The 22,721-nt window shown below is 63.2% G+C and carries 24 protein-coding genes and 1 pseudogene; 8 read left to right on the plus strand and 17 right to left on the minus strand.

Going from position 1 to position 22,721, the window contains the following annotated elements:
- Positions 1-44 precede the first annotated feature (44 nt).
- The 12 genes from AC4PTO_RS00930 to AC4PTO_RS00985 all read right to left on the minus strand — a co-directional run bounded on the left by AC4PTO_RS00930 (position 45) and on the right by AC4PTO_RS00985 (position 8,837).
- Positions 45-536, minus strand: coding sequence for a hypothetical protein (locus tag AC4PTO_RS00930; RefSeq protein ID WP_492731022.1), 492 nt, complete (start codon positions 534-536; stop codon positions 45-47).
- 172 nt (positions 537-708) lie between these two features.
- The gene (locus AC4PTO_RS00935; protein WP_492731025.1) at positions 709-1,311 is read right to left on the minus strand and encodes a hypothetical protein; all 603 of its coding nucleotides are present in this window, start codon (positions 1,309-1,311) and stop codon (positions 709-711) included.
- A 9-nt stretch (positions 1,312-1,320) separates the two neighbouring features.
- A complete protein-coding gene (locus AC4PTO_RS00940; RefSeq protein WP_492731027.1) occupies positions 1,321-1,911 on the minus strand; it encodes a hypothetical protein in 591 nt (196 codons plus the stop codon).
- A gap of 27 nt (positions 1,912-1,938) precedes the next feature.
- Entirely contained in the window at positions 1,939-2,349 is a 411-nt protein-coding gene (locus AC4PTO_RS00945; RefSeq protein WP_492731029.1) for a hypothetical protein, read from the minus strand.
- Between the two features lie 71 nt (positions 2,350-2,420).
- Entirely contained in the window at positions 2,421-2,957 is a 537-nt protein-coding gene (locus tag AC4PTO_RS00950) for a hypothetical protein (RefSeq protein ID WP_492731031.1), read from the minus strand.
- Complete coding sequence (locus tag AC4PTO_RS00955) at positions 2,954-5,254, minus strand: VWA domain-containing protein (RefSeq protein ID WP_492731033.1); 2,301 nt, start codon at positions 5,252-5,254, stop codon at positions 2,954-2,956. Before AC4PTO_RS00955 ends, AC4PTO_RS00950 begins: the two co-directional genes overlap by 4 nt.
- Complete coding sequence (locus AC4PTO_RS00960) at positions 5,251-6,165, minus strand: hypothetical protein (protein ID WP_492733487.1); 915 nt, start codon at positions 6,163-6,165, stop codon at positions 5,251-5,253. Before AC4PTO_RS00960 ends, AC4PTO_RS00955 begins: the two co-directional genes overlap by 4 nt.
- An 83-nt stretch (positions 6,166-6,248) precedes the next feature.
- A complete protein-coding gene (locus tag AC4PTO_RS00965) occupies positions 6,249-6,779 on the minus strand; it encodes a TMEM70/TMEM186/TMEM223 family protein (RefSeq protein WP_492731035.1) in 531 nt (176 codons plus the stop codon).
- Entirely contained in the window at positions 6,776-7,303 is a 528-nt protein-coding gene (locus tag AC4PTO_RS00970; RefSeq protein ID WP_492731036.1) for a hypothetical protein, read from the minus strand. The genes AC4PTO_RS00965 and AC4PTO_RS00970 overlap by 4 nt, the downstream gene beginning before the upstream one ends.
- Positions 7,300-7,779, minus strand: a complete 480-nt coding sequence (locus tag AC4PTO_RS00975; protein ID WP_492731038.1) for a hypothetical protein — start codon at positions 7,777-7,779, stop codon at positions 7,300-7,302. Before AC4PTO_RS00975 ends, AC4PTO_RS00970 begins: the two co-directional genes overlap by 4 nt.
- A gap of 7 nt (positions 7,780-7,786) precedes the next feature.
- Positions 7,787-8,356: a hypothetical protein gene (locus AC4PTO_RS00980; RefSeq protein ID WP_492731040.1), complete on the minus strand. Its 570-nt coding sequence runs from the start codon at positions 8,354-8,356 to the stop codon at positions 7,787-7,789.
- Between the two features lies 1 nt (position 8,357).
- Entirely contained in the window at positions 8,358-8,837 is a 480-nt protein-coding gene (locus AC4PTO_RS00985) for a hypothetical protein (protein ID WP_492731041.1), read from the minus strand.
- 135 nt (positions 8,838-8,972) lie between these two features.
- On the opposite strand from AC4PTO_RS00985, the gene AC4PTO_RS00990 reads away from it, so the two are divergent.
- The 3 genes from AC4PTO_RS00990 to AC4PTO_RS01000 are packed head-to-tail and all read left to right on the plus strand — an operon-like array spanning position 8,973 to position 11,748.
- Positions 8,973-9,455: a putative pterin-binding protein gene (locus AC4PTO_RS00990; RefSeq protein ID WP_492731043.1), complete on the plus strand. Its 483-nt coding sequence runs from the start codon at positions 8,973-8,975 to the stop codon at positions 9,453-9,455.
- Positions 9,452-10,786, plus strand: coding sequence for a sensor histidine kinase (locus tag AC4PTO_RS00995; protein WP_492731044.1), 1,335 nt, complete (start codon positions 9,452-9,454; stop codon positions 10,784-10,786). The genes AC4PTO_RS00990 and AC4PTO_RS00995 overlap by 4 nt, the downstream gene beginning before the upstream one ends.
- Positions 10,783-11,748, plus strand: coding sequence for a response regulator (locus AC4PTO_RS01000; RefSeq protein WP_492731046.1), 966 nt, complete (start codon positions 10,783-10,785; stop codon positions 11,746-11,748). Before AC4PTO_RS00995 ends, AC4PTO_RS01000 begins: the two co-directional genes overlap by 4 nt.
- Positions 11,749-11,803: 55 nt before the next feature.
- On the opposite strand, the gene AC4PTO_RS01005 is transcribed toward AC4PTO_RS01000, so the two are convergent.
- On the minus strand, positions 11,804-12,034 hold the full coding sequence (locus AC4PTO_RS01005) for a conjugal transfer protein TraD (RefSeq protein WP_492733489.1): 231 nt from the start codon (positions 12,032-12,034) through the stop codon (positions 11,804-11,806).
- 160 nt (positions 12,035-12,194) lie between these two features.
- Here AC4PTO_RS01005 and AC4PTO_RS01010 point away from each other — a divergent pair, with 160 nt between their 5' ends.
- Together AC4PTO_RS01010 and AC4PTO_RS01015 are read left to right on the plus strand one after the other, a co-directional pair.
- Positions 12,195-13,016 carry a type IV toxin-antitoxin system AbiEi family antitoxin domain-containing protein gene (locus AC4PTO_RS01010; RefSeq protein WP_492733491.1) on the plus strand — a complete coding sequence of 274 codons (822 nt, stop codon included), beginning with the start codon at positions 12,195-12,197 and terminating at the stop codon, positions 13,014-13,016.
- Positions 13,006-13,403, plus strand: a pseudogene (locus AC4PTO_RS01015) (nucleotidyl transferase AbiEii/AbiGii toxin family protein); the annotation flags it as partial. The gene AC4PTO_RS01010 and the pseudogene AC4PTO_RS01015, both read left to right, overlap by 11 nt.
- Positions 13,404-13,666: 263 nt before the next feature.
- Here the strand turns inward: AC4PTO_RS01015 and AC4PTO_RS01020 are convergent.
- Positions 13,667-14,281 (minus strand): TetR/AcrR family transcriptional regulator, encoded by a 615-nt coding sequence (locus tag AC4PTO_RS01020; protein WP_492731048.1) that lies wholly within the window; start codon positions 14,279-14,281, stop codon positions 13,667-13,669.
- An 80-nt stretch (positions 14,282-14,361) separates the two neighbouring features.
- Here AC4PTO_RS01020 and AC4PTO_RS01025 point away from each other — a divergent pair, with 80 nt between their 5' ends.
- Both AC4PTO_RS01025 and AC4PTO_RS01030 read left to right on the plus strand, forming a co-directional pair.
- Positions 14,362-15,678: an efflux RND transporter periplasmic adaptor subunit gene (locus AC4PTO_RS01025; protein ID WP_492731050.1), complete on the plus strand. Its 1,317-nt coding sequence runs from the start codon at positions 14,362-14,364 to the stop codon at positions 15,676-15,678.
- The gene (locus AC4PTO_RS01030) at positions 15,675-18,785 is read left to right on the plus strand and encodes an efflux RND transporter permease subunit (protein ID WP_492731052.1); all 3,111 of its coding nucleotides are present in this window, start codon (positions 15,675-15,677) and stop codon (positions 18,783-18,785) included. The genes AC4PTO_RS01025 and AC4PTO_RS01030 overlap by 4 nt, the downstream gene beginning before the upstream one ends.
- A gap of 625 nt (positions 18,786-19,410) precedes the next feature.
- On the opposite strand, the gene AC4PTO_RS01035 is transcribed toward AC4PTO_RS01030, so the two are convergent.
- Entirely contained in the window at positions 19,411-20,190 is a 780-nt protein-coding gene (locus AC4PTO_RS01035) for an SDR family oxidoreductase (protein ID WP_492731054.1), read from the minus strand.
- Entirely contained in the window at positions 20,187-20,516 is a 330-nt protein-coding gene (locus AC4PTO_RS01040; RefSeq protein ID WP_492731056.1) for a nuclear transport factor 2 family protein, read from the minus strand. Before AC4PTO_RS01040 ends, AC4PTO_RS01035 begins: the two co-directional genes overlap by 4 nt.
- Positions 20,517-20,660: 144 nt before the next feature.
- Between AC4PTO_RS01040 and AC4PTO_RS01045 the strand changes: the two genes are divergently transcribed.
- Positions 20,661-21,569, plus strand: coding sequence for a LysR family transcriptional regulator (locus AC4PTO_RS01045; RefSeq protein ID WP_492731059.1), 909 nt, complete (start codon positions 20,661-20,663; stop codon positions 21,567-21,569).
- A 458-nt stretch (positions 21,570-22,027) separates the two neighbouring features.
- Here AC4PTO_RS01045 and hutC read toward each other — a convergent pair whose 3' ends face one another.
- On the minus strand, positions 22,028-22,717 hold the full coding sequence (gene hutC, locus AC4PTO_RS01050; RefSeq protein ID WP_492731063.1) for a histidine utilization transcriptional repressor HutC: 690 nt from the start codon (positions 22,715-22,717) through the stop codon (positions 22,028-22,030).
- Positions 22,718-22,721 lie beyond the last annotated feature (4 nt).

Raw genomic sequence — 22,721 nt, forward strand, 5'->3', positions numbered from 1 at the left:
ACGTCGCAGGGCTCAACCCGTGATTCCGAAAAAACAAGTGTGGATCAGCGCGCTGATGTGCAAAACGGCGTGGCAAGCTGGAACACACCCGTTTCGGAAACTTCTGCCAGACCTTCGGCGATAAGTTCTTCGCCAATAGCGCGAAACTCGTCATCGCTGAGCGCAAGGCCGTCGAGGATCTCGTTGATGTTTGATCGATCGAGAACACAACCGGCTTCCTCGATCACAGCAATTGTGCGATCTTTCACGGTCTGGGCATCTGCGTTGAGCGATGCAGAAACGCAGTTTGGCGAGGTGAGCCGGAACACGCCCATTTCCGAAACATCGGCCACACCTTCGGCAACGAGTTCCTCGCCGATAACGCGGAACTCCTCTTCGCCGAGTCCGAGACCGTCGAGGACTTCGTTCACGTTCGAGGCATCGAGGACACAACCCGCTTCTTCGATCGCGGCAACCGTGCGGTCCTTCGGGGTCTTGGCATGAGCGGCCAGCGGCACAAACATGCAGGCTGCAAGCAGGATACGCGAAATTTTCATAGTTGAGTTCACCTCCCCATAAGCTATGGTTGAAAGTTCTTCCCTAGCCGTCAGGCGAAGGTATTCCTTAACCTTGGTGTCGATGCCTATAGCACTGAGCTACGTGTTCCGCCCCGTTCGTTCAAACGGGCTAGGCGGGGAGGAATTGAAAGCTCTCCCGGCACCTTCAGTTTCACGGGAAAGCTGCGGGTGGGTTAGTGTCGAGGCAGGCCGTTAGCCGGAAGATCCCCCGTGGTATGGGGTCACGTTCGGCTCCCGGATCGTCGGTCAAGGCCGGCAAGTGATACCAAAGCTCTGTGTTCAACTCCGGCATCAGCAGCCAAGGTGGGGCCGGCTGCCCCTGTTGCGGCTGCGCCAGTGTAAAGCCCAGTTCCGCATCCAACGCATAGAAGCGTAGCAGTGACGGCAGTTCATCCATCGGCGCGTTCGGCCAGCGGGAACGAAAGGCCTCGACTGTGCTGGCCGGACCGGTTGTCCGCGCTTCGGACGCGTAGGGATCGCCGACCGGATTTAGCGTTATGTTTCCCTGCGATGCGGCGACGTCGAATACAAACCAGTAGTCGCGTTGTGGCGTGGTGAGCCGCAGATAGAGGTCCGAGGAAAACCCGGCGCGCGTCCGTGCCGGGACGAGCGTGATGGCATACTGGTCGCCCTCGGTCGCCAATGTATAGACAGAGCGTTCTGCTGGGCAGCTCGCTAGTCCGGTCTCAGATTGGGCCGCCGCTGCGGCGGGGAAGATCAATGCAGCCAACAGAGTGACAAGGCACCGTTTCATATCTGCCTCCTATTCGCTGGCCCGGTTCAGCCAGACCACACGCCTCGCGACGACATACTGGCCTTGGGCTGCTCCCTCGATCTCAAGGATGGCGTAGATCGTGTCCATGTCGACTGGCAACATGCGCAGCGTCATGTCCATGGCCGAGCCTGCCATGGCCACATGGCCTTGACCGATGAGGCGGGGCAGATCCTCCTGGTCACAGTCTCCGGCCCATGCCAGCACGGCTTCGTCCGGCGTCAGTGCCGGCTCAGGGATTTCGGGATGGTCGACCTCGATCACCCAACGGCCTTCTTCCGCAAGAGTGATAGCCATCGGCTCGGTCATCTCCGGATGGTCGAGCAGCAGATCCTCGCCCAGGACCCAGATCGACATGGTCTCCGTTTGGGGGGAAGGCTCCATGGGGATGACCATCCTGCCGGCAAGGACGTAGCCAGACAGATGGTCAACGCGCCAGTCACCCACGAATTGTTCCCGCAGCCCCGGCCACGTAGCCGGCGAGGACATGCCGCAAAGGTCCGAGCTGTCGCCCGTGCGCTGCGCCAGTGCGGGAACGGCAGCGCAGGACAAAATGGCTGTCAAAACGATAACCGGTCTCATTGGATTTTTCCTATCTGTCGCAGAACGTTAGTGCCCGGTAGAAGTGATCCGACCTCCATCCACTTCCAGAACCAGCGCTTGTCGTTCGCCGGCAGTTCGGCCAGACATCGGGTAGGCCATCAGGCTTGCCTCGATCACGCCGGTGAAGCGAAGTGAACCGTCCTTGTCGCGGTCGATGTCGAGCATTGCCGGCCCCCCGGCATCGCTTGGCAGTCCAAGAACGGAATTTCCGCCTTCGTCCTCGATCCTCAGTTCGAGAAGACTTGTACTCCCATCGGCCACCATCACCATCAACCGGATGGAACCGATGCCCGATGGCACCTCCTGCGGTTCGGCAAGAATCCGCAGAGAGCCCATGCCTTCGCTCTCGAAATGGTATTCTGACCGCTCGGAGTTGATGCGCCATGAAACAGGTGTCTCTTCCAGAAACCCAGTCATATTCCCACCCGTCTGATCGGCCAGCACAGGTCGAGCCAAGCCGATCACAATTAGGGAAAACGCCGCGATCCTCACTGCAACTCGCTCAGTACTGCTTCGAATGTCAGGCTAACGCTGAGAGTGTCGTCGGGGTCAGGATTACGAAGGGCCATCCGTTCCATACTGGTTAGAATACCCTCCACCTGGCCCGCGATTGTCAGCACATCGCTTTGGTATGAGGCGCTCGTAATTGTCAGGGAGAGTTCATCGTCCAGGTCCGCACGGTAAATGCGATACGGATCGGTATCGAGAATTGGGACGTCGATTTCTGCGGAAAAGAAGTCACCATCAAGATCGCCGATCCACTCTGCGCCGAGCGACAAACTGCCCAGGCCGCGCTCCCTCAGTGCCGGTGCTCGAAAATAGATTGAGAAACTTGAAGAGGTGAAGTCGGACTGTTCTGTCCAGACCGACAGTTCAATCTCTTCGCCTGCGATCGTCCCTGATGCCGCTCCCCCCGGTTCTGCTGCCAGTACGGGTGCGGCAAGAGCCAGGAAGCCACATGCGGTGATAGATATTCTGGGCATGGTCTTGGGTACTCCCGATTCATTGAAATTGTCGCAGATCATTCGCCGAGCGTGATCATCGCGCGTCCGAGAACGCTCTGGCTTTGAAGGTCGAGAAACCGCACTTCGTATTGTCCCGGCTCGTCCGGGAGCTTGAATACCGTTTCGGTTTCGTCGCCCACGCTATGGACTGCAATCCAGGTAAAGTCGGGCGCATCAGCTTGTGCCAGCGCCACGCGCCGGTCGGTATCACCAGCTTCGATTGTCCATGAGACCGTGATGGTCTCGCCCGGCCGTGCGGCGGCAGGCACGACAAGTCCGGCACCCTCGTCCAGCGGCGCATCCGCCGCCAGCACTTCGATCGGCCGGCGCGCCATGACCCGGTCGCCATGATCCAGATGGTAACGGACTTCATAGGCGCCTGGCTCCGCCGGGGCGGTGAACGTGCCGCGATCAGCATCGCCGATGCGGAGATAGCCGCTTTGCTCGCCGTCGGGCGTGCCGATTGGAACGATGGCAACGTAATCGCGCGGATGGATGACTCCGCTCCATGATACGGTGATTTCCGTTTCGGCCCGCACCCTGTCGGGTCCGTTGAGCGAGACATCACCCTCGACCACCTCGACGGGTGTGCGGGCGAGAACCCGATCGCCGGTGTCGAGTTGCAGGCGTACCTCATAAAGACCCGGCTGGGCCGGCGCGCGCAACTCGCCTTCGGTATCGCCTTCCATGCGGTCGTAATCGCCAGACGCTCCGTCATCTGCGCCTGCGGGCACGATGGTGACGTAGTCGCGCGGATGCAGACCCTCGGCCTGCCAGGTGACGGGGAAGGCCGATCCGACGACGACCTGTGCCGGTGCGGATACGGTAACGTCCGCATCGACCACCTCGATCGGGGTGCGGGCAAGAACCCGGTCGCCGGCGTCGAGTTGCAGGCGCACCTCATAAAGACCCGGCTGGGCCGGCGCGCGCAACTCGCCTTCGGTATCGCCTTCCATGCGGTCGTAATCGCCAGACGCTCCGTCATCTGCGCCTGCGGGCACGATGGTGACGTAGTCGCGCGGATGCAGACCCTCGGCCTGCCAGGTGACGGGGAAGGCCGATCCGACGACGACCTGTGCCGGTGCGGATACGGTAACGTCCGCATCGACCACCTCGATCGGGGTGCGGGCAAGAACCCGGTCGCCGGCGTCGAGTTGCAGGCGCACCTCATAGAGGCCGGGTTCGGCCGGGGCGCGCAGTTCGCCCTCGGTCCGATCCTCGAGCCGATCATAATCGCCATAGGCTCCGTCATCTGCCCCCGCGGGCACGATGGTGACGTAGTCGCGCGGATGGAGGTCCTCGCCTTCCCATGTCACCCTGAACGCGGACCCGACAACGGCCTGCGCCGGAGCAAATACCTGCGCGAGAGGCTGCTCTGGCGCGATGGGCGGGAAAATCGCGTGAATATTGCGCGCGCTGTCCGATGAGAGGCTGGCCTCGGTCTGCGAAAGGTCGTCCTGCACCGTTGAATGAACCGTCACGATATAATCGCCGAACGGCAGTTCCAGGGTCAGGGGGTTCCCCGTGCCCGTCCGCACCCTGTTGAACCCGGTGTCCGAGATTTCCCAGATCACCTCGCCGGGCAGAAGGGGAATATCCAATGGCATCGACGGTTGGTCCCAGACAGGTTCGTCGCCGATCTCCTCGCCACCGAGATTGGCGGTGAAGGTGAAGATTCCCGAGGCTGGCGCGGCGGTGACTTCACGCAGCGCGTCGGTCAGTTCGCGGGCATTGTCGGCGGTCAGGAAGCGGCCGCCGGTCTCCTCGGCGATACATTGCATCTGCATCAGCGCCTCGGCCTCGCCCCTGACGTCGAAGCCGATGACGTGGGCGGTGAAGTCCACGCCGGCCGCCTCCAGCGCGCGGGCGGCGGTGCAGGGATCGGGGTTGCAGGTTTCGATGCCGTCCGAGACGAGGATCACGGTTGCCGCCTGTTCGGTATGGCGCAGCGCTTGGGCGGCGGCGATGACGGCATCGGTCATCGGGGTCATGCCGCGCGGGTTCAGTTCGTTAACGATCCGGGCAATCTCGTCGGCGGTGCCCTGCGCCGGTGCAACAATCGTCTCGATATCCGTGCATTGCCCGCGTTCACGATGGCCATAGGTGACGAACCCCAGGTTCTGGTCGGCGGGGAAATCCGACAGGATGTTGGCCACCACCTCGCGGGCGATAATAATCTTGTTCACTCCGTCAATCTGGCCCCACATCGACCCTGAGGCGTCCAGGACAAGTATCGTGTTTGGGCGCTCCTGAGCGAGTGTCGGCGCCGCGATGGAGAAGGTCAGGGCGGCCAGCCCGGCTGTCACAAGAGATTTCATACGGGTTCTCCGTTGTGCGCGGCTCCGAAGCGGGCGCCCGCTCGCTCTTTCAGTTTGCGAAAATGCGAAGATATCTGCTCCAGCCGCGCATCCCATTCCGGGTCCGGCTGCTGGCCGTCGGTCGTTTTGAAATAGACCTGCATCAGGCAGGTGACGGCGAAGGGTTCCAGGAAGGCGGCCTTGACGCTCCATGCGAACAGAAGCGCGAAGACGAAGCCGCCCGCTGACCAGGCGCCGGGGATGGCGTAGACCAGTGCCGCAGCCGGGGCGAGCATCACGAGGAAGATCAGAAAGGCGAGGCCGTAGGTAAAAAGCGTCAGCCACGCAGCGTTTTTAAGCATCACCTTCCAGTTCTGGCCGTAGAGCACCAGCGCCTCGCGGGCGGATCCCCAAGGATCGGTCGCGCGGGTGCGGATCGCATGAGCGAGGATCACCTCGTCGATGAACCCGACCGCCATGCGCAGGAAGGCTTGGACGACGCCCATCAACTGCCGGACATAGGGGATTGGCAGGATCGACAGAATGCCGCGCGCCAACCCCGTGACGGCGCGAATGACACCCTTTACCAACTGGTCCAGCGCGAAGAGCAGCGACGCCTGGCCGAAGCGTTCTTTCACCGCGGTCGTCGCATGGGCGATCTGGCCGCGCCCTTCCGGCAGAGGCCTGCCGTCGATCAGTTCGACCAAAACCGCGACATGACCCGCTTTGACGACGTAAAGGATATATTCGCGCAGCCAATACATCACCGCGCCGGTCAGCCCGAAGCCCGCGATTCCACCCCAGGTCATCGCGGCCGCGCGAAAGTCGGCATCCCCAAAGGCGCCGACGCCCCAACCAATGCCGACGCCGGCGCCGGTCGCAAGGATATAGGCCAGCGTGATCCCGAAATAGACCGCCGCCCGCAAGAGCACGAAAGGCAGCGTCCGCATCATCAGGCTGAACGCCTGTCCTATATTGAAATCCCACAAAGCGCCGGTTTCCTTTCGGGTGTAGATCAGCTTGAGACGTGATGGGTGGGGGCGCTCGTTTCGTCCCCGAAATGTTGTCTCAGCCAGGCGTTGATGTCATTGGCGATCAGCGCGGGCCCATCGCCCGAAACGCCCCAGCGCGATAGCGGAACCCGCGTTGCCGGGCGCGTGTTGCGAAAGACCAGAACCACCTTCGAGGTAGAGCGACCCTCACGCCGGTCGTGAGAATGGCTGCGGTCCAGTTCGGCACTGTCGAGCGCCTCCAGCGGATAGTCCCGCTGGCGCATGCCGAGGCGCGATGTTCGGATGATGCTGACTTGCCCGGATTGAGCGTCCAGCTTCAGCCGTGTGCGCTCGGATAAGGCGATGTATCCCGCGACAAAGGCCCCGTTCAGCCCGACCAGCAGAACCAGCGCGGTCATGAACTCGCCGCCGATCAGATTGGCAAGCCCGATCAGCGTGACCGGCAGGACAGGCACCATGACGAACCACAGGATGAAGCGCGGTATCCCAAGTTCCAGTTCCAGCAGATCGGGCGTGTTCGTCTCGATGCTCATGACGAGACTCCCTGTGCGCGGCGGGACAGCCAGCCATTGACGACGCCTGTCAGATGCGCCACCTCTTCGGGATCCGGGCGGAACATCGGCATGACGATCTCGCGCCGCTCTGTTCCCGATCCGCATATCAGGACCAGCTGGGTTTCATCGTTTCCTGCTGTCGTTCCATAATGCGCGACGCTTTCCACCTTGTGCAGATCCGCGAGCGCGCATGTCTCTTCGCGTCGCCCGCGTAACGTGGTCACGCGCAGTCGGGCAAGCTCGGCATCGCGATCCAGGCGCAACTGTGTCAGTTGCACCACCTCGTGTAGGTAAAGCCAGCCGATCAGGCCCACCACGGCCAGGACGATGATCCCCGTTCCGGTGGCGCCATCCACGATTGCCGCGAGGCCCGCCGCGATCGTCACCAGTATCGCCACTGCGGCGATCGCAGCTCGCCGGATCGGACGGTTTTCGATCTCCAGAACGGTGTCTGAGTTTTGCGTGACGCGCAGTGGATCGGCCAATAACTCGGCAAACGTCATGGGCCGGCACCCAACGACGTGTCAATTCGCCCCTCGACGTTGCGACAGTCGTCAGGGGCATCTCGGCGACATAGGGTTGCCGAAAAACTGGCCCGGATGCGGCCTTCATCCTCAAGGTCCAGCAGGTCGATCGACATCTGCGGTGGCTCGTCCTCGCTTTCCCAGACCGCGCCTGTCAACGCCCCGCGATCGGACCGTATGTCGATGGTCAGACCGGCGGGCGGCGTATCTCCGGAAGGCTTACCGTGAAAGATCAGGCCGATGGAAATGCTGCCGTCGCCGAGTGCATGCAGATCGATCATGGTCAGCGGGCCGATATCGGTGATCTGCACCATCGCAGAGCCATCATCCTGACGCAGCACCTGCCAGTTCAGTTCTTCACCATCCAGCCGTGCCTCGATCTCGCCGATGGCCTCCAATGCGCCAGCCGTGGTTGCGCTTCCGAGGGTGAGGACAAGCGGGACAAGCACCTTCATGTCATTCCTATCGGCTGATCAGTTGTTCGCGGACGCCCCGCGCCGAATTGCGTTTTGTTCCCATCGCCTCATTGGCCGAGAAGAAACTGATGATTCCGTCCGAGCGCCGCGTACCGGAGCCGAACTGCCATTCGAATTGCGGCGCCGAGGCAATCAGGCAATCTTGAACCAACGCCCATTCGAAGGGTTCTGCGGGAGGCTCGGAACCCGTTGAAGTCAACATGTAAAACTGCGGGTCCATTGGTTCGCCACGCACAAAGTCAAAGCGCAACGGCTTGTTGCCACCTCGAACCGGCGCCAGTTCGGTCTGGATGCCATCCTGACCGAGATACAATCGGTTGCGGTTCCGATCATAAATGATCTCGAACGTGCTCTTCTGAACGCCTGTTGCCACACTCACTCCGATGGCGGCCTCGGTCCATGTTCCCGCGATCAGCGGACCAACCTGTCGTAGGTCGAACTTACCCGCCCGGTGAACGTCAGCGTGGCAGACCGGGTTGGGCGGTCCATCGGCCAGTGCTGAAGTTGCCATAGCGATCAGCAAGGCCGCAGTTCGGGCAAGGGCGGGTCCAGCCATCTCAGTCAAGCTCTTCAAGCCGGGTGTCGAAGCTGAAGGTGACAGGCCGGGTTTCGGACGAGGGGCCGCCGCTGACCTGCCCGGTGAGCGTGCCCTTCAGGGTAACGATTCCATCCGCCGGCGTGAATTCCTCCAAGGTCAGTGTCAGGCTGTCCTGATCCCCGCTCCAGTTCCGCCCCAGGTCGCGCGCGAAGGTGATCGTCAGCGCCATTTCGCCCAGTGAGGGCAATTCGCCATTGATCTCCAGTTGCAGATTGACCGGCCCCTGATCGCCTTCCATCTGCATGGCAAGGAACGACGCATCGGCGTATTGGCCGATGATCGTCGCGCTGGCAAATTCGGGGGGAATAGTCAGTTCCAGCGGCTGATCGCCGAAACTGCCGGTAACCAGCCCGCCCGGCTCATCAGCTATCGCCGGCAGCGCCAGCAGGCCGATCAGAAGGGGCGCGCCTGCCCTGTACATGGTCGGGAAAATGGACAACTGCCGTTCTTCCTGTTGTTTGATCCGGAGTATATCTTTGCTGAAGACCGGCGGCCCCGTTCGTTCGAACGGGGGACGTGCGGTTTTTTATGCTAAAGTTGCGTCGAAACCGGGTTTTCAGGTCAGGTTGTGGTTATGAATTTGCAGCATCGCATTGCTCGAATCGCGCTGATTGCGGCGCTTTTTCTCGGTTCCATGCCGGCCGCCGCCGAAAGTGTCCTGCTGACCCTGACCGGGGCGGTCACGGATGGCAGGGTGGAACTGACGCGCGCGGATTTCGATGCGATGGATTGGCATGAGCTTGCCACATCGACCAGCGTCACAGATCACCAGCCAGAGTTTCGCGGCGTGCTAATGCGCGACATCCTTGCCCACGCCGGGGCCGAGGGCAGCCAAGTGCGCGCCGCGGCATTGAACGATTATGTCGTCGATATCCCCATCGAGGATTTTTACCAGTTTGACGTTCTGGCCGCGCTTTACATGGATGGTGTACCTTTGACCCCGCGTGACAAGGGCCCGGTCTGGATCGTCTATCCGCGCGACGATCATGGGGTTCTGGCCGATATCCGCTATGATATGCGATGGGTCTGGCAGCTTGTCGCGCTGCATGTGCAATGACCACCCGCCAGGAGTGGATACGATATCTCGGGCTGGGCGGTCTGGTTCTGGTCTGCCTGGGCCTTCTGGGTCTGGCTGCGTGGCAGCTGGTTCAGTTGGAACGTCAGATGCGGATCGACGCCACCGAAAACATGATCTGGGTTTTTGGACAGGCGCAGATCGAGGCAATGAACCTCGCGCTCGCGCTTTCTGATGAGGCGCCGCCGCAACAGATCCAGACTCGCTTTGACGTCCTGCTTTCCCGGCTGACGCTGCTGGAAGAGGGTCCACAACGCCGCTTTCTCAAGGATGCGGAGATTTTCGAAACGCTTGCAGGTTGGCGCAGCGGCCTTCTGGCGCTTGACCCGATGCAAGGGCCCGATCCGGCCGCGCTGCGCGCACATGTCTCGGCGCTGGTCGCAGCCCTGCGGAGCAAGGCCAGTCTGGTAATGTCCCACGAATGGCAGATTCAGGCTGAGCGACTGGACCGTATGGGACATTTGCACCGCCTCGCGCTGGTGTCGGTCTTGGGGGCTGCATTGGCAGGATTGGGGTTAGCTGCAATCCTGATCGATCGCGAGAGGCGGTTGATGAGAGGACGGCTGGATCGCCTCCGGGCTGAAAAGCTGGCCGGCGATCTGGAACGCGAGCGCGAAACCTCCGAGAACCACCGTCGATTCGCCGATCTGATCGCCCATCAACTCCGCACGCCGCTGGCTGTGATCGACAGCGCCATGCATCGCCTGACCCGGCGTGGCGGCCCGGTTTCGCCGGAATTGGTATCGGAAAAGGCGGCCGTCTCGCGCGAGGCAGTTGCGCGGCTTGTGAAGCTGACGGATACCGCCCTGATGATGTCACGGTTGGAACGTGACGGGGTTCTTCCCCATCTCGGTGCACATGACCTGCGTGATCTGGTGACCTCGGTCATTGACGACCTGGTGGTAACGGCACAGGATCGCGACCCCTCTCGCATCCGGCAGCAGGCGCAGGCGGCGCCGATGGCCGCGCTCTGCGATCCGGCGCTGACCGGCGAAATCCTGTCCAACCTGCTCCGCAATGCGCTTTTGTATTCTCCGCTCGATTGCCGCGTGGATGTCGAGGTTTCGCAGTCGCAGACTCACATCGTCTGCCGGATCGAGGACCGGGGGAGGGGCATGTCGCCTGAAGAGATCGCACGCGCCTTCGACAGGTTCCACCGTGGCAGCGGGCATGAGACCCTGCCTGGTTCCGGGCTGGGCCTGACAATTGCGCGCCATCTCGCCCGGATGCAGGGAGGTGACGTTAACCTGACACAGCGTGCCGGAGGCGGCCTGACAGCCGCGTTTTACCTGCCGAAGGAGGTCTCCGCATGACCGCGCCGCTGATCCTGTGCGTGGAGGACGAACCATCGCTGCGCGACGATATCGCGTTCGAACTGCACGAGGCCGGCTATGCCGTGGCGGCTGCTGCAGATGCACGCGAGGCGCTGACCTTTCTGGAAAACCGGCGCCCCGATCTGATCCTGTGCGATATCCTGATGCCCGGCATGGACGGAAGAGGGTTCATAACCCATTTGCGCAAGGCGCGGTCTGATCTCGACGACGTGCCCTTCGTCTTCCTGACCGCCCTGTCTTCACGCCAGCAGGTGATCGACGGGCGCATCGCTGGGGCCGACGACTATTTGACCAAGCCCATTGACTACGACCTGTTGCGTGCGACCGTAGACTCGCGCCTGAACCGGATGCAGCGGTTGCGCGCAATGTCGGGAGACCGTTCCGGTCTGACCGCGCTCGATCGGCTGGCCATCGGCGTGGTGTTGCTCGACGCCAATGGCGGAGTGGTCCATGCCAATCCTCTTGCCCGGCGCCTGTCGGACGAGGTCGGCATCGTGCTTGGCGGGCGCATCGCCATAGGCGGTGAAGATGGACGGAAACTGACCACGCTGATCGCCGCGCTGATTTCCGATGAAGGGACGGCTACGGCTGGCCTGCGTTTAGATAGGCACCAGCTCGTGGTCGCAGGGATGTCGTTTCCGGCGCGCGCCCACCATGATGAGGCGGTCGCCATGCTGATACTGAGCGGCGCCGACGGTCTGCCTCCTCTGGACAATACGATCCTTGGCCAACTGTTCGACCTGACCCCGATGGAAGCCCAAGTCGCGTGTTTGCTAGCCGAAGGATTGCGCCGCAACCAGATTGCGGACCGGTTGGCGATCTCGAGCACGACGGTCGCCTTTCATCTGCGAAACATCTTTTCCAAGACCGGCGTGCAAAGGCAGGCGGAACTGGTGGCGTTGGTTCTGTCTGTCCCACTGACGCAGTGCCGCGACATCTGAAGCCTTTGCGCCACCCGTCATCAATCACGCGCGATCCTTCGGTGGTTGAGTTCCGTCATGCGCGCCTGCCGGACGTTCCATCTCGAACCATCTTTCCACGTTTCGCCCATTTATCACGAGCGCGTTCACCATCCTTGCTCTGAAGTGAGTCGGTCATCCAGATCATCGCTCCGAGGATGGTGGCGCGATCAGCGGCGGTCAGGTCCACGACGCCCGACTTGACGACGAGGCCGCCGAGTTCGATCGGATACTGCGTGCGCTTGCAGCGTTCAACCAGCCGCGTCAGCGTCTTTCGAACCGGATAGACCTGTCCCCGCCTGCAGGGCTGTCGTACGCTCCGAGCTTTCCTTGAAAAATCCTTGGTTGGAGCGCTTGGAGCACTGTAACTGGTCGTTTCTTAAAGAGACATATGGAGCGCCCTTTGAAAATATGCCACTATGGGTGTCATGGTGGCCGAACGAGCACAAAACCTGAAGAAGGTCCTTGATGCAGTGCCCTCCGGGTATCTGGTCGACGCGGCATGGCTCACGGCGCATGGCATCGCCTACGAGACCTTTCGTGACTACGTTAAACGGGGCTGGCTCGAGCGTCTGACCCGCGGCGTTTTCCGTCGCCCGTCTCCCGGCGCTTCTGCGTCGGATATGATCGACTGGAAAATCTGCCTGCTCTCGGTCCAGCACATCATGCGCTACGATGTCCATGTCGGCGGCATGACGGCGCTCGCCCAGCAGGGTCACGGCCACTATCTGCGTCTGGGCGGTAACGCTCCGGTCTGGGTCTATGGTGAAGCCATACCGAACTGGTTTCCCAGACTGCCGCTGAGCGCGCCGATCGAGACGCGCAGCAAGTCCCTCTTTGACGATCCGCAGCTTGGCCTTCCCGATGACAGCACGGAGGCGGGGCAAACCCTTCCCTGGGACTGGCAGCTCAGGATGTCGTCTCCCGAACGGGCGATCCTCGAAGCTATCGATGAGCTGCCCGACCATGAAAGCTTCCACAACCTCGATATGGTGTTCGAGAGCCTGACGACGCTGCGGCCGAAGATGCTGTCGGCGCTGCTGCACAGTTGCAGGAAGATCAAGGTGAAGCGGCTGTTCTTCGTTTTTGCTGATCGCCACGATCATCCCTGGCGCAAACGTCTTGACCCCGAGGAATTCAACCTAGGCAGCGGCGACCGTGCTCTGGTCAAGGGTGGCAGGATACACCCGCGCTACCGTATCGTGGTGCCGGAGGAGTTCGTCGCGACCGGGGCTGGCGATGGCGCGTGAGGATTATGAAGCCCGGGTCGCACTGCTCGCGCGCCTGCTCCCGCATGTTGCCAAGGAAGAGGTGTTCGCGCTCAAAGGCGGCACGGCGATCAACCTGTTCTACCTCGTCTGTCGGCCGACATCGATCTGACCTATCTGCCGATCAGGAATCGCGACGAAAGCCTCGCTGAGATCAACGAAGCGATGGATCGCATCGCAGCGGCCGTCGAAGGCGGCATCATCGGCGCGAAGACGCATCGCATCCAGGGTGGGGGAGGAGGTGCCACTCGCGTTCTCGCTCGTCTGGGTGGCGCCGAGATCAAGATCGAGACCTCGCCTGTCATGCGCGGCGTCGTGCATGATTCCGAGATGCGTCCGGTGTCAGATGCGGTGGAGGATGAATTCGGTTGACCGGCCTCTGCAGCTAAATGCGAGGCATGAATGCCTCGAAATCAGGGTTTTCCAAACGATGCCAGCCAATTATACTAAGCGGCGAGTTTGGGAATTTGGCGTTCGACCAATCGCAAGTATCGTTGGTTGCACGCCCCCGCAACCAAAATTCTTCACATGAATACAACGTGTTGGCCTCCTCTGGGAGGCTTTCGGTGTCTGGGGCGTCGTGATTGGTGCTACGGCGGTGCTACGCCGCAGGACACGAACAAGGCCATAACCTAAACCCTCCATCCGCCTCCTTCCGAAGCGAAAAGTGCAAGCTGCACATCGAACAACCGCAAGCCTTCCGCCTTCAAGTCGAAATTCCGTGCCCCGAGGCCCCAGCGGATCGCGAGGCCTTGGATGAGCGAGGTCAGAAAGATTGCCGCGTCCTCAACGTTCAATCTCGGATCGAGCGTTGCACCGTCTTCCATCGCGCGCAGGTTCCCGGTCAGATGCTCTTGGAACTGCATCAACAGGGATTGTACCGTTTTTCGCAGGGCGGGGTTCTCGACGTTCAGCTCGCGCGAATGCAGGATCATTGGCAGCGCCGGGCAAGCCGCAATCTGGCTGAACTGGGCGGCAACGAGCGCCCGCAATCGCGCGTCCGGTGTCGCGTTTGCAGATAGCGCCTCGTCCCAGGCGCCACGCATTCGACTTGATATAGTCTCACCAGCAGCGGCCCAGAGATCGGCCTTGGTCGGGAAATGCCGGAAGATGGCGGCCTGGGTCACGCCCACCGCGCTCGCAACATCGTTGGTGGTCAGGCGATCGGGCCCGATCCGGTCCGCCAGGTCCAACAGGGCGGATAGGATTTCGGACTTTCGCTGTGCTGCAGATTTTCGGCTTTTCATTTGCGGCTCTTGTAAGTAATCACTTACTAACATAATGATAGGTATGTGCAAGCCGATTCGTTCTATCACAGGTGCGCCTCATGCCCGTTCTGCTCCGCTTTCTCGCTTTGCCGCCGATCCTTGTGGCGGCTGCGGTCGCCGCGTGGCTGATCAACAATGCGCCCAGCCCGGCGCAGCAAGTCGACGCGCCAGACGGCTTGCCGGTGCGCGTGGCCTCCGTCGTGGCGCAGGACATCTGGCCCGCAGCGCGAGGGTGGGGCAGCGTGCGTGCCGCCGACACCTGGGCTGCCGTAGCCGAGGTGCGCGGCCAAGTGATCTGGCGCCATCCCGATCTGGAGACCGGCAAGCTGATCCCGGCGGGCACCGAGGTCCTGAAGATCGACCCGGCGGATTACCAGCTGGCCATGTCCCAGAGCGAGGCCGATCTTCAGGCATTGCAGGCGGAAGCGGCCCAGATTGAGGCCGAGGCCGCCAGCACCCGGCGCGTGCTGGCGCTGGAGGAGGGGCGTCTTCGACTGGCAGAAGCCGACCTGAAACGGGTCCGCGACCTGGTCGATCAGGGGATCAACCCGCAGACCCGCGCCGACGAGACCGAAAAGGCGCTTCTGCTGAGCCGCCGCACAGTGACCGAGCTTCAGAACATGCTGGCCCTGCTGCCGTCGCGCTCCGCCGGTCTCCAGGCCCAGACAGCCAGGACCGAAGCGGCGATCGCCCGGTCGCGGCGCGACCTGGACCACACAGTGGTCGTCACCCCGTTCGATCTCAGGATTCGGGGGGTCGAGGTGGAGCTCTATCAGTGGGTCACAGCCGGCCAGAAACTGGTCCAGGGCGACGGGATCGCCCGGGTCGAAGTCGTGGTGCAGATACCGCTGCCGGCCTTCCGGCGGCTTCTTACCTCGATGGCCCTCGAGACCGACACTCTGACGGCGGTCGGCGCGGGCCCGGCGGCCCGGATGACCGCCGAACTTCACCCGCTGATCGACCCGGCACAGATCTGGCCCGCCACCGTCAGCCGGGTGGAGGGCGGGCTAGACCCGAAAGCCAGGACCGTGCCTGTCGTGGTGACGGTCGACGATCCCTACACCGCCGCTCAGCCGCCGGCGCGGTTGCCGCTCGTGCCGAACATGCAGGTCGAGATTGCCCTGACCGGCGCCCCCTTGAACCAAGTTATCGCCATCCCCGAGGCGGCGCTGCACGGCGAGACGGCCTATGTCCTGGGCGCCGGGAACACGCTTGAGCTCAGACCGGTTACGCCGGCCTTTCGGCAAGATGGCCTGGTGATCCTGCGCGAGGGACTGACCGCCGGGGAAACGGTCGTGCTTGACGACATCGCCCCTGCCCTTCCCGGAATGCGCCTGTTTCCGGTCGAGACCGCGGCATCCGGGAAAACCCGATGATACGCTGGTTCACCGCGCATCCCACCGCCTCGAACCTGCTGCTTCTGGTCTTCATCGCCGCAGGCAGTTTCGCCGCGCCGACGCTGTTGCGCGAAACCTTCCCCGATTTCCGCCCGGTCGAGGCTGAAATCTCGGTGGTCTATCGCGGAGCGGCCGCGGCGGATGTCGAAACCGCGATCTGCGGCCCCCTGTGGGACGCGGTCCAGGGGGTGGAGTCGCTCGAGTCGCTGACCTGCGTCGCCCAAGACAACCGGGCGCGTGCCGTGGTCACCATGGAGCCCGGGGGCGAGCCGCTGCGCTTCGTCAACACGTTGCGGACCGAGGTTTCGGCCATCGACACCTTCCCGGCCCGGTCGGACCCTGCCGTGGTGCGCGAACTGCACCGCACAGATCTCGTGACCTCGGTCTCCGTTTCGGGCGATCTGCCGCGCGACCAGCTGGACCTTTATGCCGACGAGCTGGCCGACAGCCTGTCGGCGCTGCCCGATGTCGCGAAGGTGATCCCGTCGGGCATGGGCACGCGCACGCTTTCCGTGCTGCCCGACCGGGCGGTGCTGGCGCAGCACGGCCTGACGGCCGAGACGCTGGCCCAGGTGATCGCCGGGCAAAGCCTCGATCTGCCGGCCGGCCAGATCGAAACGGCATCGGCCGACCTGACCATGCGCTTCACCGCCGAGGCTCGCAGCGTCGAGGCCCTGGCCGCGCTGCCGGTGCTGACCCTGACCGATGGCGCCGTTCTGACGCTGGGCGACATGGCCCGGATCGAAGAGACTTTCGAACCGGTCGAGGAGCAGGCCCGGCTCGATGGCCGTCGCGTGGTGCTTCTGGAAGTCCACAAATCGCTGGAAGCCGATGCTTTGCGCGCGCTCGACAGCGTGCAGTCGCGCGTCGACTCCGAGACCGCCCGCCTTCCCGCCAGCGTCAGGGTCGAGGTCGTCCAGGACGTGACCTCGATCATTCGCGACCGCCTGAGCATGTTGGTGCAGAACGGCATTCTCGGCCTGGTGCTGGTGGTGGCGCTGATGAGCCTGTTCTTCCGTCCCAGCTATGCGATCTGGGCGGCGATGGGTCTGCCGGTGGCGTTTCTGGGCGCATTCGTCTGGATGGCCGTCACCGGGCTCAGCCTGAACATGATCACGCTGGTCGCGCTTCTCATGGCGATCGGCATCGTGATGGACGATTCCATCGTACTGTCGGATTCGATCGCCGTGCACGCAGCCCATGGCGTCAGCGTTCAAACCGTTACCGCCGGTGTCATGGCCGTTGCGCCGGGCGTCATGTCGTCCTTTCTGACGACGGTCGCGGTCTTCCTGCCGCTGTCCTTCCTGTCCGGAGAGCTGGGGTCCGTGCTGGAGGTTCTGCCGCTGGTTCTGTTGGCGGCCCTCGCCGCCAGCCTGATCGAGGCGTTCCTGATCCTTCCGCATCATCTGAAAGCCGGGCTCGAAGGTCTGCAAAAGCCACCGTCGCGCTTTCGCCGCGCCTTCGATGCCGGGTTCGACGTGCTGCGCGAACGTGGCGTCGGGCGCGTCGCCGACATGGCGATCACCCTGCGCTGGCTCGTGCTGGGTCTGGCCATCGGCGCATTGATCGTGACAGTGGGCGCGCTGCGCGGCGGCGTGGTCACGCGCGAGGCGATGCCGGACATCGACGGTGACGTCCTGGAGGCCCGGCTGATGCTGCCCGCCGGCACACCCCTGGCCCGGACCGAAGCCGCGGTCGCCCAGGTCGAAGCGGCGCTGAGTCGCGTCAACGCAAGGCTTTCGCCGGATCAACCCGAAGGACAGGCACTGGTCGTGCGCATCATCAGCCGCATGGGCCGAAACGTCTCGGCGGGCGAGACCGGCGCGTATGTGGCAACCGTATCGGCGGATTTGCTGTCGGCGGAAAAGCGCGGCACTACGCTTGACGAATTGATGGCAGCATGGCGCGCCGAAATCGGGCCGCTTCCCGGCGTGTCCTCGCTGATCCTGACGGAGCCGGGCATCGGGCCGCAGGGCATCGCGGTGGAATTGCGACTGTCGCACAGAAATCTTGCGGTTCTGGAGGCCGCAGGCCGCGAAACGCTGGCCGAACTCGAAACCTATGTCGGCGTCCGCAATGCCATGTTGGACCTGCGCCCGGGCAAGCCCGAATTGAGATTGACACTCGCCCCGGGGGCGCGGACCCTCGGCCTGACGGCGGCGGGCGTGGCAGGTCAGTTGCGGGCGGCCTTCCTTGGAACGCAACTGACCGACATCCGGCAGGGGGACCTGCCATTCGAGGTGCTCGTCCTGCTCTCGGACAGTGGCCGAGACGCCCGAGACGATCTCGAGACCTTCACCATCGCGCTCCCAGACGGCACCGCCGTCCCGCTCGGCACGATTGTCGACATGCAAGAGGCGCGCGGCTGGGCGACGATCACGCGGCGCAATGGCCTGCGCACGTTGACGGTGCAGGCCGATGTCGACGGACGGGTCGGCAACGCCGACGCGATCACCGCGCAAATGCGCGGGAGTTATTTGCCCCTGCTCGCGGGTCGCATTCCGGGCCTGACGTTCGAGATCGCCGGCCAGGCCGCCAGTTCCGCCGAGACGGTTGGCTCGATCTTGCGGGGCTTTCTGGTCGGGATCGTCGGCATCTACCTGATCCTGTCGTTCCAGTTCCGCAGCTATGTCGAACCGGTGATCGTCATGCTCACGATCCCGCTCGCCTTTCTCGGAGTGATCTGGGGGCATGTCCTGATGGGGTACAACATCTCGATGCCATCGCTGGTGGGCGCGGCCTCATTGGCCGGGATCGTCGTCAACAACGCAATCCTGCTTGTCGAGGTCATCCGAAGCGAAATGGAGAACGGCACACAAGTCGCGCAGGCCGCAGGAGCGGCGGTGCGGGCGCGCTTCCGGCCGATCTTCGTTTCGGTCTCGACCACGATCCTCGGCATGGCGCCGCTTCTGGCAGAGACCTCGACCCAGGCGCAGACGCTCAAGCCGTTGGTCATTTCGGTGGTGTTCGGCCTGCTGACCTCGACGGTGCTGGTGCTGCTGGTGCTGCCCGCGTTCTACACCGTTCTGGCCGACCTCGCGCTGGCTCGCAAGGTGGGTGACGCCGGCAAGGACAGTTCGATGTGATACCGGCAATGGTTGATAGTGCCACACCGCCAGGGGCCCGGACCTCAACTCGGGAACTTGCCCTGACAGTCAACTCCGAAACACATCCCGATGGTCCTAGCCGACATTCGTGGAAAGAGTCGCGAAAGCCCGGATCGACCGGCTGGGCACGCCCCGCCCGAATAGCGCCGGCCCAGCCCGCGGGCTAGCGCTTTCGAGCGGTCGCGCAGCGTTCAAAGAAACGGATGACGCTGGTGGATAAACCGCGCGACGCCGGCGTTGCGCGCGCCACCCCCCGGGCCGGCGCTCGCCATCGGTACATTTCCGCCATCGACAGCTCCGTCCCGCGCTGCCGACGTTCATCCTCCGAAAATGCCGCGCGATGGACGAAGGCCGGTCTGATGAAGCTGCGCCGCAGCGATCGGCCAGGGATTGAACGGCAGGTCAGGGCCGACCGCTACCGACCGGCCCGACTTCTTAGAGTTCCAGCGCTTCCGCGATGGCGAGCGAATCTTCGAGCTGGACGCCGAGGTGGCGCACAATCCTCTCCATCTTTGTGTGGTCGAGCACCGCTGACCTCAGCATCCTTGGTCTACTAGAAGGGCCTTTTGAAAGGTGCAGGAGCCGGGGGCGGCGATAAGGGTGATCACGCTGTCGGCACGGTTCCGCCATCGATCACGTATTCCGTGCCGGTTATGGTCCCGGCACGGTCCGAGGCGAGGAAGGCGACCAGGTCCGCGATCTCGCCAGGTTTCGACGGACGCCCGATCGGCACCCCGCCGAGCGAGTCCATGATCATGCGCTTGCCCGCTTCCACGCCCACCCCATGCTCGGTCGCGAGGCGGTTGGCCAGCTCGACCGAGGACTCCGTCTCGATCCAGCCCGGAGAGACGCGGACGACCCGCACACCCTTGGGCGAGACCTGCTTCGACAGGCTCTTGCTGTAGGTGGACAGGGCCGCCTTGGCGGCGGCATAGGCGGTCGTCGCCTGTGGCAACGGCAGTTCGCGCTGGATGGATGTGACATGGATCACGACGCCGCTGCCCCGCGACTCCATCTCAGGAACGAGCGCGCGGTCAAGGCGGACCGCCGGCATCAGGTTCAGGTCGAGCTCGCGCCGCCATTCGTCGTCGCCAAGCGCCGTATAGCCGCCCGCGGGTGCCGAGGAGCCGCCGAGCATGTGTACGATGATGTCGACGCCGCCCAACCTGTCGCGCACGGCCTCGGCCACTCTGGCGCAACCGTCGGCGCGGGTCAGATCCGCCGCCACGAACCGATCTTCCGGCATCTCCGGCGGCCTTGTCCGCGCCGTCGTGAGGACGTCGGCGCCAAGCTCCTTGAACAGGGCCACAGTCGCACCTCCGGCACCGCGCGTGCCGGAGGTGACGAGGGCCCGTTTTCCCTCGAGGGTCAGGAAGGCGCTCATGGCACGATCTCCAGTCCGGCGATCTTGTCCCCGCGAAGGACGAAGAAATAGCGCAGGTCGACCGGGCTTCCGGGGAAGTTTCCGACAAGGTGGCTGGTGACGATCGTGAGCTGGCCGTCTTCGGCTATGTCGAACGGCTCTACCGTGTAGGTGTATTGCGTGGAGGCATTCGCCATCCACTGCCGGATCGCGTTGCGACCCGTGTAGGTATTGCCTTCGTCGATAGCCGTGGCGTCCTGCGTGAAGACCTCGGCGATGGCCTGCGCGTTGCCTTTCTTGTCGGCCGAGAAATAGGCGTCGATGGCGTCTGGCAGTTTGATACTCATGGTGGATCTCCTTTGTGGATAGGGATCTCGCCGCTTGCCCTCTCGGGTCGGATCGGGACCGGCGCCCTGAGCTTGAATTTAAGGCTTTGACACAGTGCGCATAAGCGGGACTAATCCGGATGTGGAATTTGGATTTTTGGGATAATGGCGACCTACAAGCTGGCCGATTTCGACGCGGTCCTGGCGATTGCCCGCAGGGGATCGTTCCGGGCGGCCGCTCTGGACGTGGGGATGTCCACGAGCGCGCTCAGCAGCGCGGTCGCGAAGCTCGAGGAGCAACTCGGCGTGCGGCTCTTCAATCGCACGACCCGCAGCGTGTCGCTGACCGCCGCCGGGCAGCGTTTCGTCGATCAGGTCAGCCCGGCGCTCAAGGACATTCATGGCGCGATCGACACGGTCCGATCGCAGCAGGAGACGCCCACGGGCAGTCTGCGCATCAACACCTTCGCCACGGCGGGCCGGGAGATCCTCGCGCCGCTCATCCTCGAATACCTGCGGCGGTTCCCGGGGGTGCAGATCGACCTCGTGACCGAAGGCAACCTCGTCGACATCGTGGCGGACGGTTTCGATTTCGGGGTGCGCAGCCAGAACCTTGTGCCGACCGATATGATCGCCATCCCGCTCGGACCCGCGCGGCGCTACGCGGTGGTCGCAACACCTGTCTATTTCGAATGCCGGGAGCCGCCGACGGTGCCTTCCGACCTGATGGCGCATGCCTGCGTTCGCACGCGCCTGCCAAACGGTGGGCTATTTCGCTGGCAGTTCGAAGCCGAGGGCCGGCCGGTTCATGTCGATGTCGAAGGGCCGATTACGCTGGACGAAGCCAGCCTCGCGCGCATTGCCGTGCTCGATGGTCTCGGTATCGGGTTCTTCATGGAGTCGGACGTGCGAGAGGATATCGAGACGGGGCGGTTAGTGCGTGTTCTCGACGCCTGGACGCCGCCGCTAGCGCCGCTTTGCCTGTACTATCCCAGTCGGCGCAATCCGCCGGCGGCCTTCAAGGTCTTCATCGATCTCGCACGGGAACTCGCGCGATCCTCGAGAGCGAGCTGAAGGTGTCGTGCTCATCCGGTCGCAAAAGAACGCAGAGGGAGTCCAACATCAGTGCAGCGAACGATTGAGAGGCCCCTCACCGCTGACCTTCGCGCATCCGATTTTGCCGCGCAATGTGCCGAAAGGCTGGTCCGGGGAAGCTGCGTTGCAGCGATGACCACCTGGCGAATGTCGCCTGGAGCTTGTTTGCGTCTCGCAATGACGGCCCAAACCGGCCTTTGGCACCGATGGAGGATCGGACCGAAGCAGTGTTGATATGAGGCGGTTGCCCGTGGAGGCACTGTGGAAGCAAGAGGAGCGCACTCAAGCGGGCTAAAAGGGCAGCGGAACTTGCCGGGCCTCAAGAAGCGCCTTCAATGACCGCGGCTTCTTTCCATGACATCCCGTTGCGACTGTACATCCCCCGCGCTTCCTGAACCCGTCAGCGCAAGCTCAGTCCATGGAACTGCTCCGCGGGCCTATATCTCGGTCATCAGGCGGTGGCCCGGAGGGTAGCACTGGCGCACCCAGGTGATCGGCGTCTCGTGCATCCAGGTCGTCCGTTCCACGGTGAACAGGGCCGCGCCGGGCTTGCATCGCAGGATCGTGGCGGTGTCCTCGTCGGCCTCGGTGGCCGACAGGGCAAGGCTGCCCTTGGAATAGGGAACGTTCTGGACCAGCCAGGCATTGGCGCTGACGCGGGCAAGGTCGACCTCCATCAGGGCCGGCACCGCGGCGGGATTGATCCAGCGGTTCTCATAGGCATAGGGCGCGCCATCCGACATGTGCAGCGCGCGGGCGTGCAGCAGCTCGGCCTCGGGCGGAACCCCAAGGCGGGATCGGATATGCAGCGGCACCGCCGACATCTCGCGCGAGATCAGCGCATAGCCGTAGCTGCCGCCGCGGGCCTCCACCTCGTGATGGATGACGGGGATCTCCAGCGTCGCCTTGCGGATCGGGTTCAGCGCGACCCTGGTGCCCGCCTTGCGGCGCCGGTCAAGATAGCCCGCCTCGGCCAGTTCGCGCAGCGCGCGATTGACGGTCGTACGCGCGCAGCCGAATTCCTCGGCAAGGACCGCCTCATTGGGGATCATGTCGCCGGGGGGCCATTGCCGGGTGCGGATGCGGTGCAGCACCTCGGCCTGAATGGCTTGCCAGGAGGTGGGCATTTCC

This window comes from Rhodobacter maritimus (assembly GCF_058747975.1).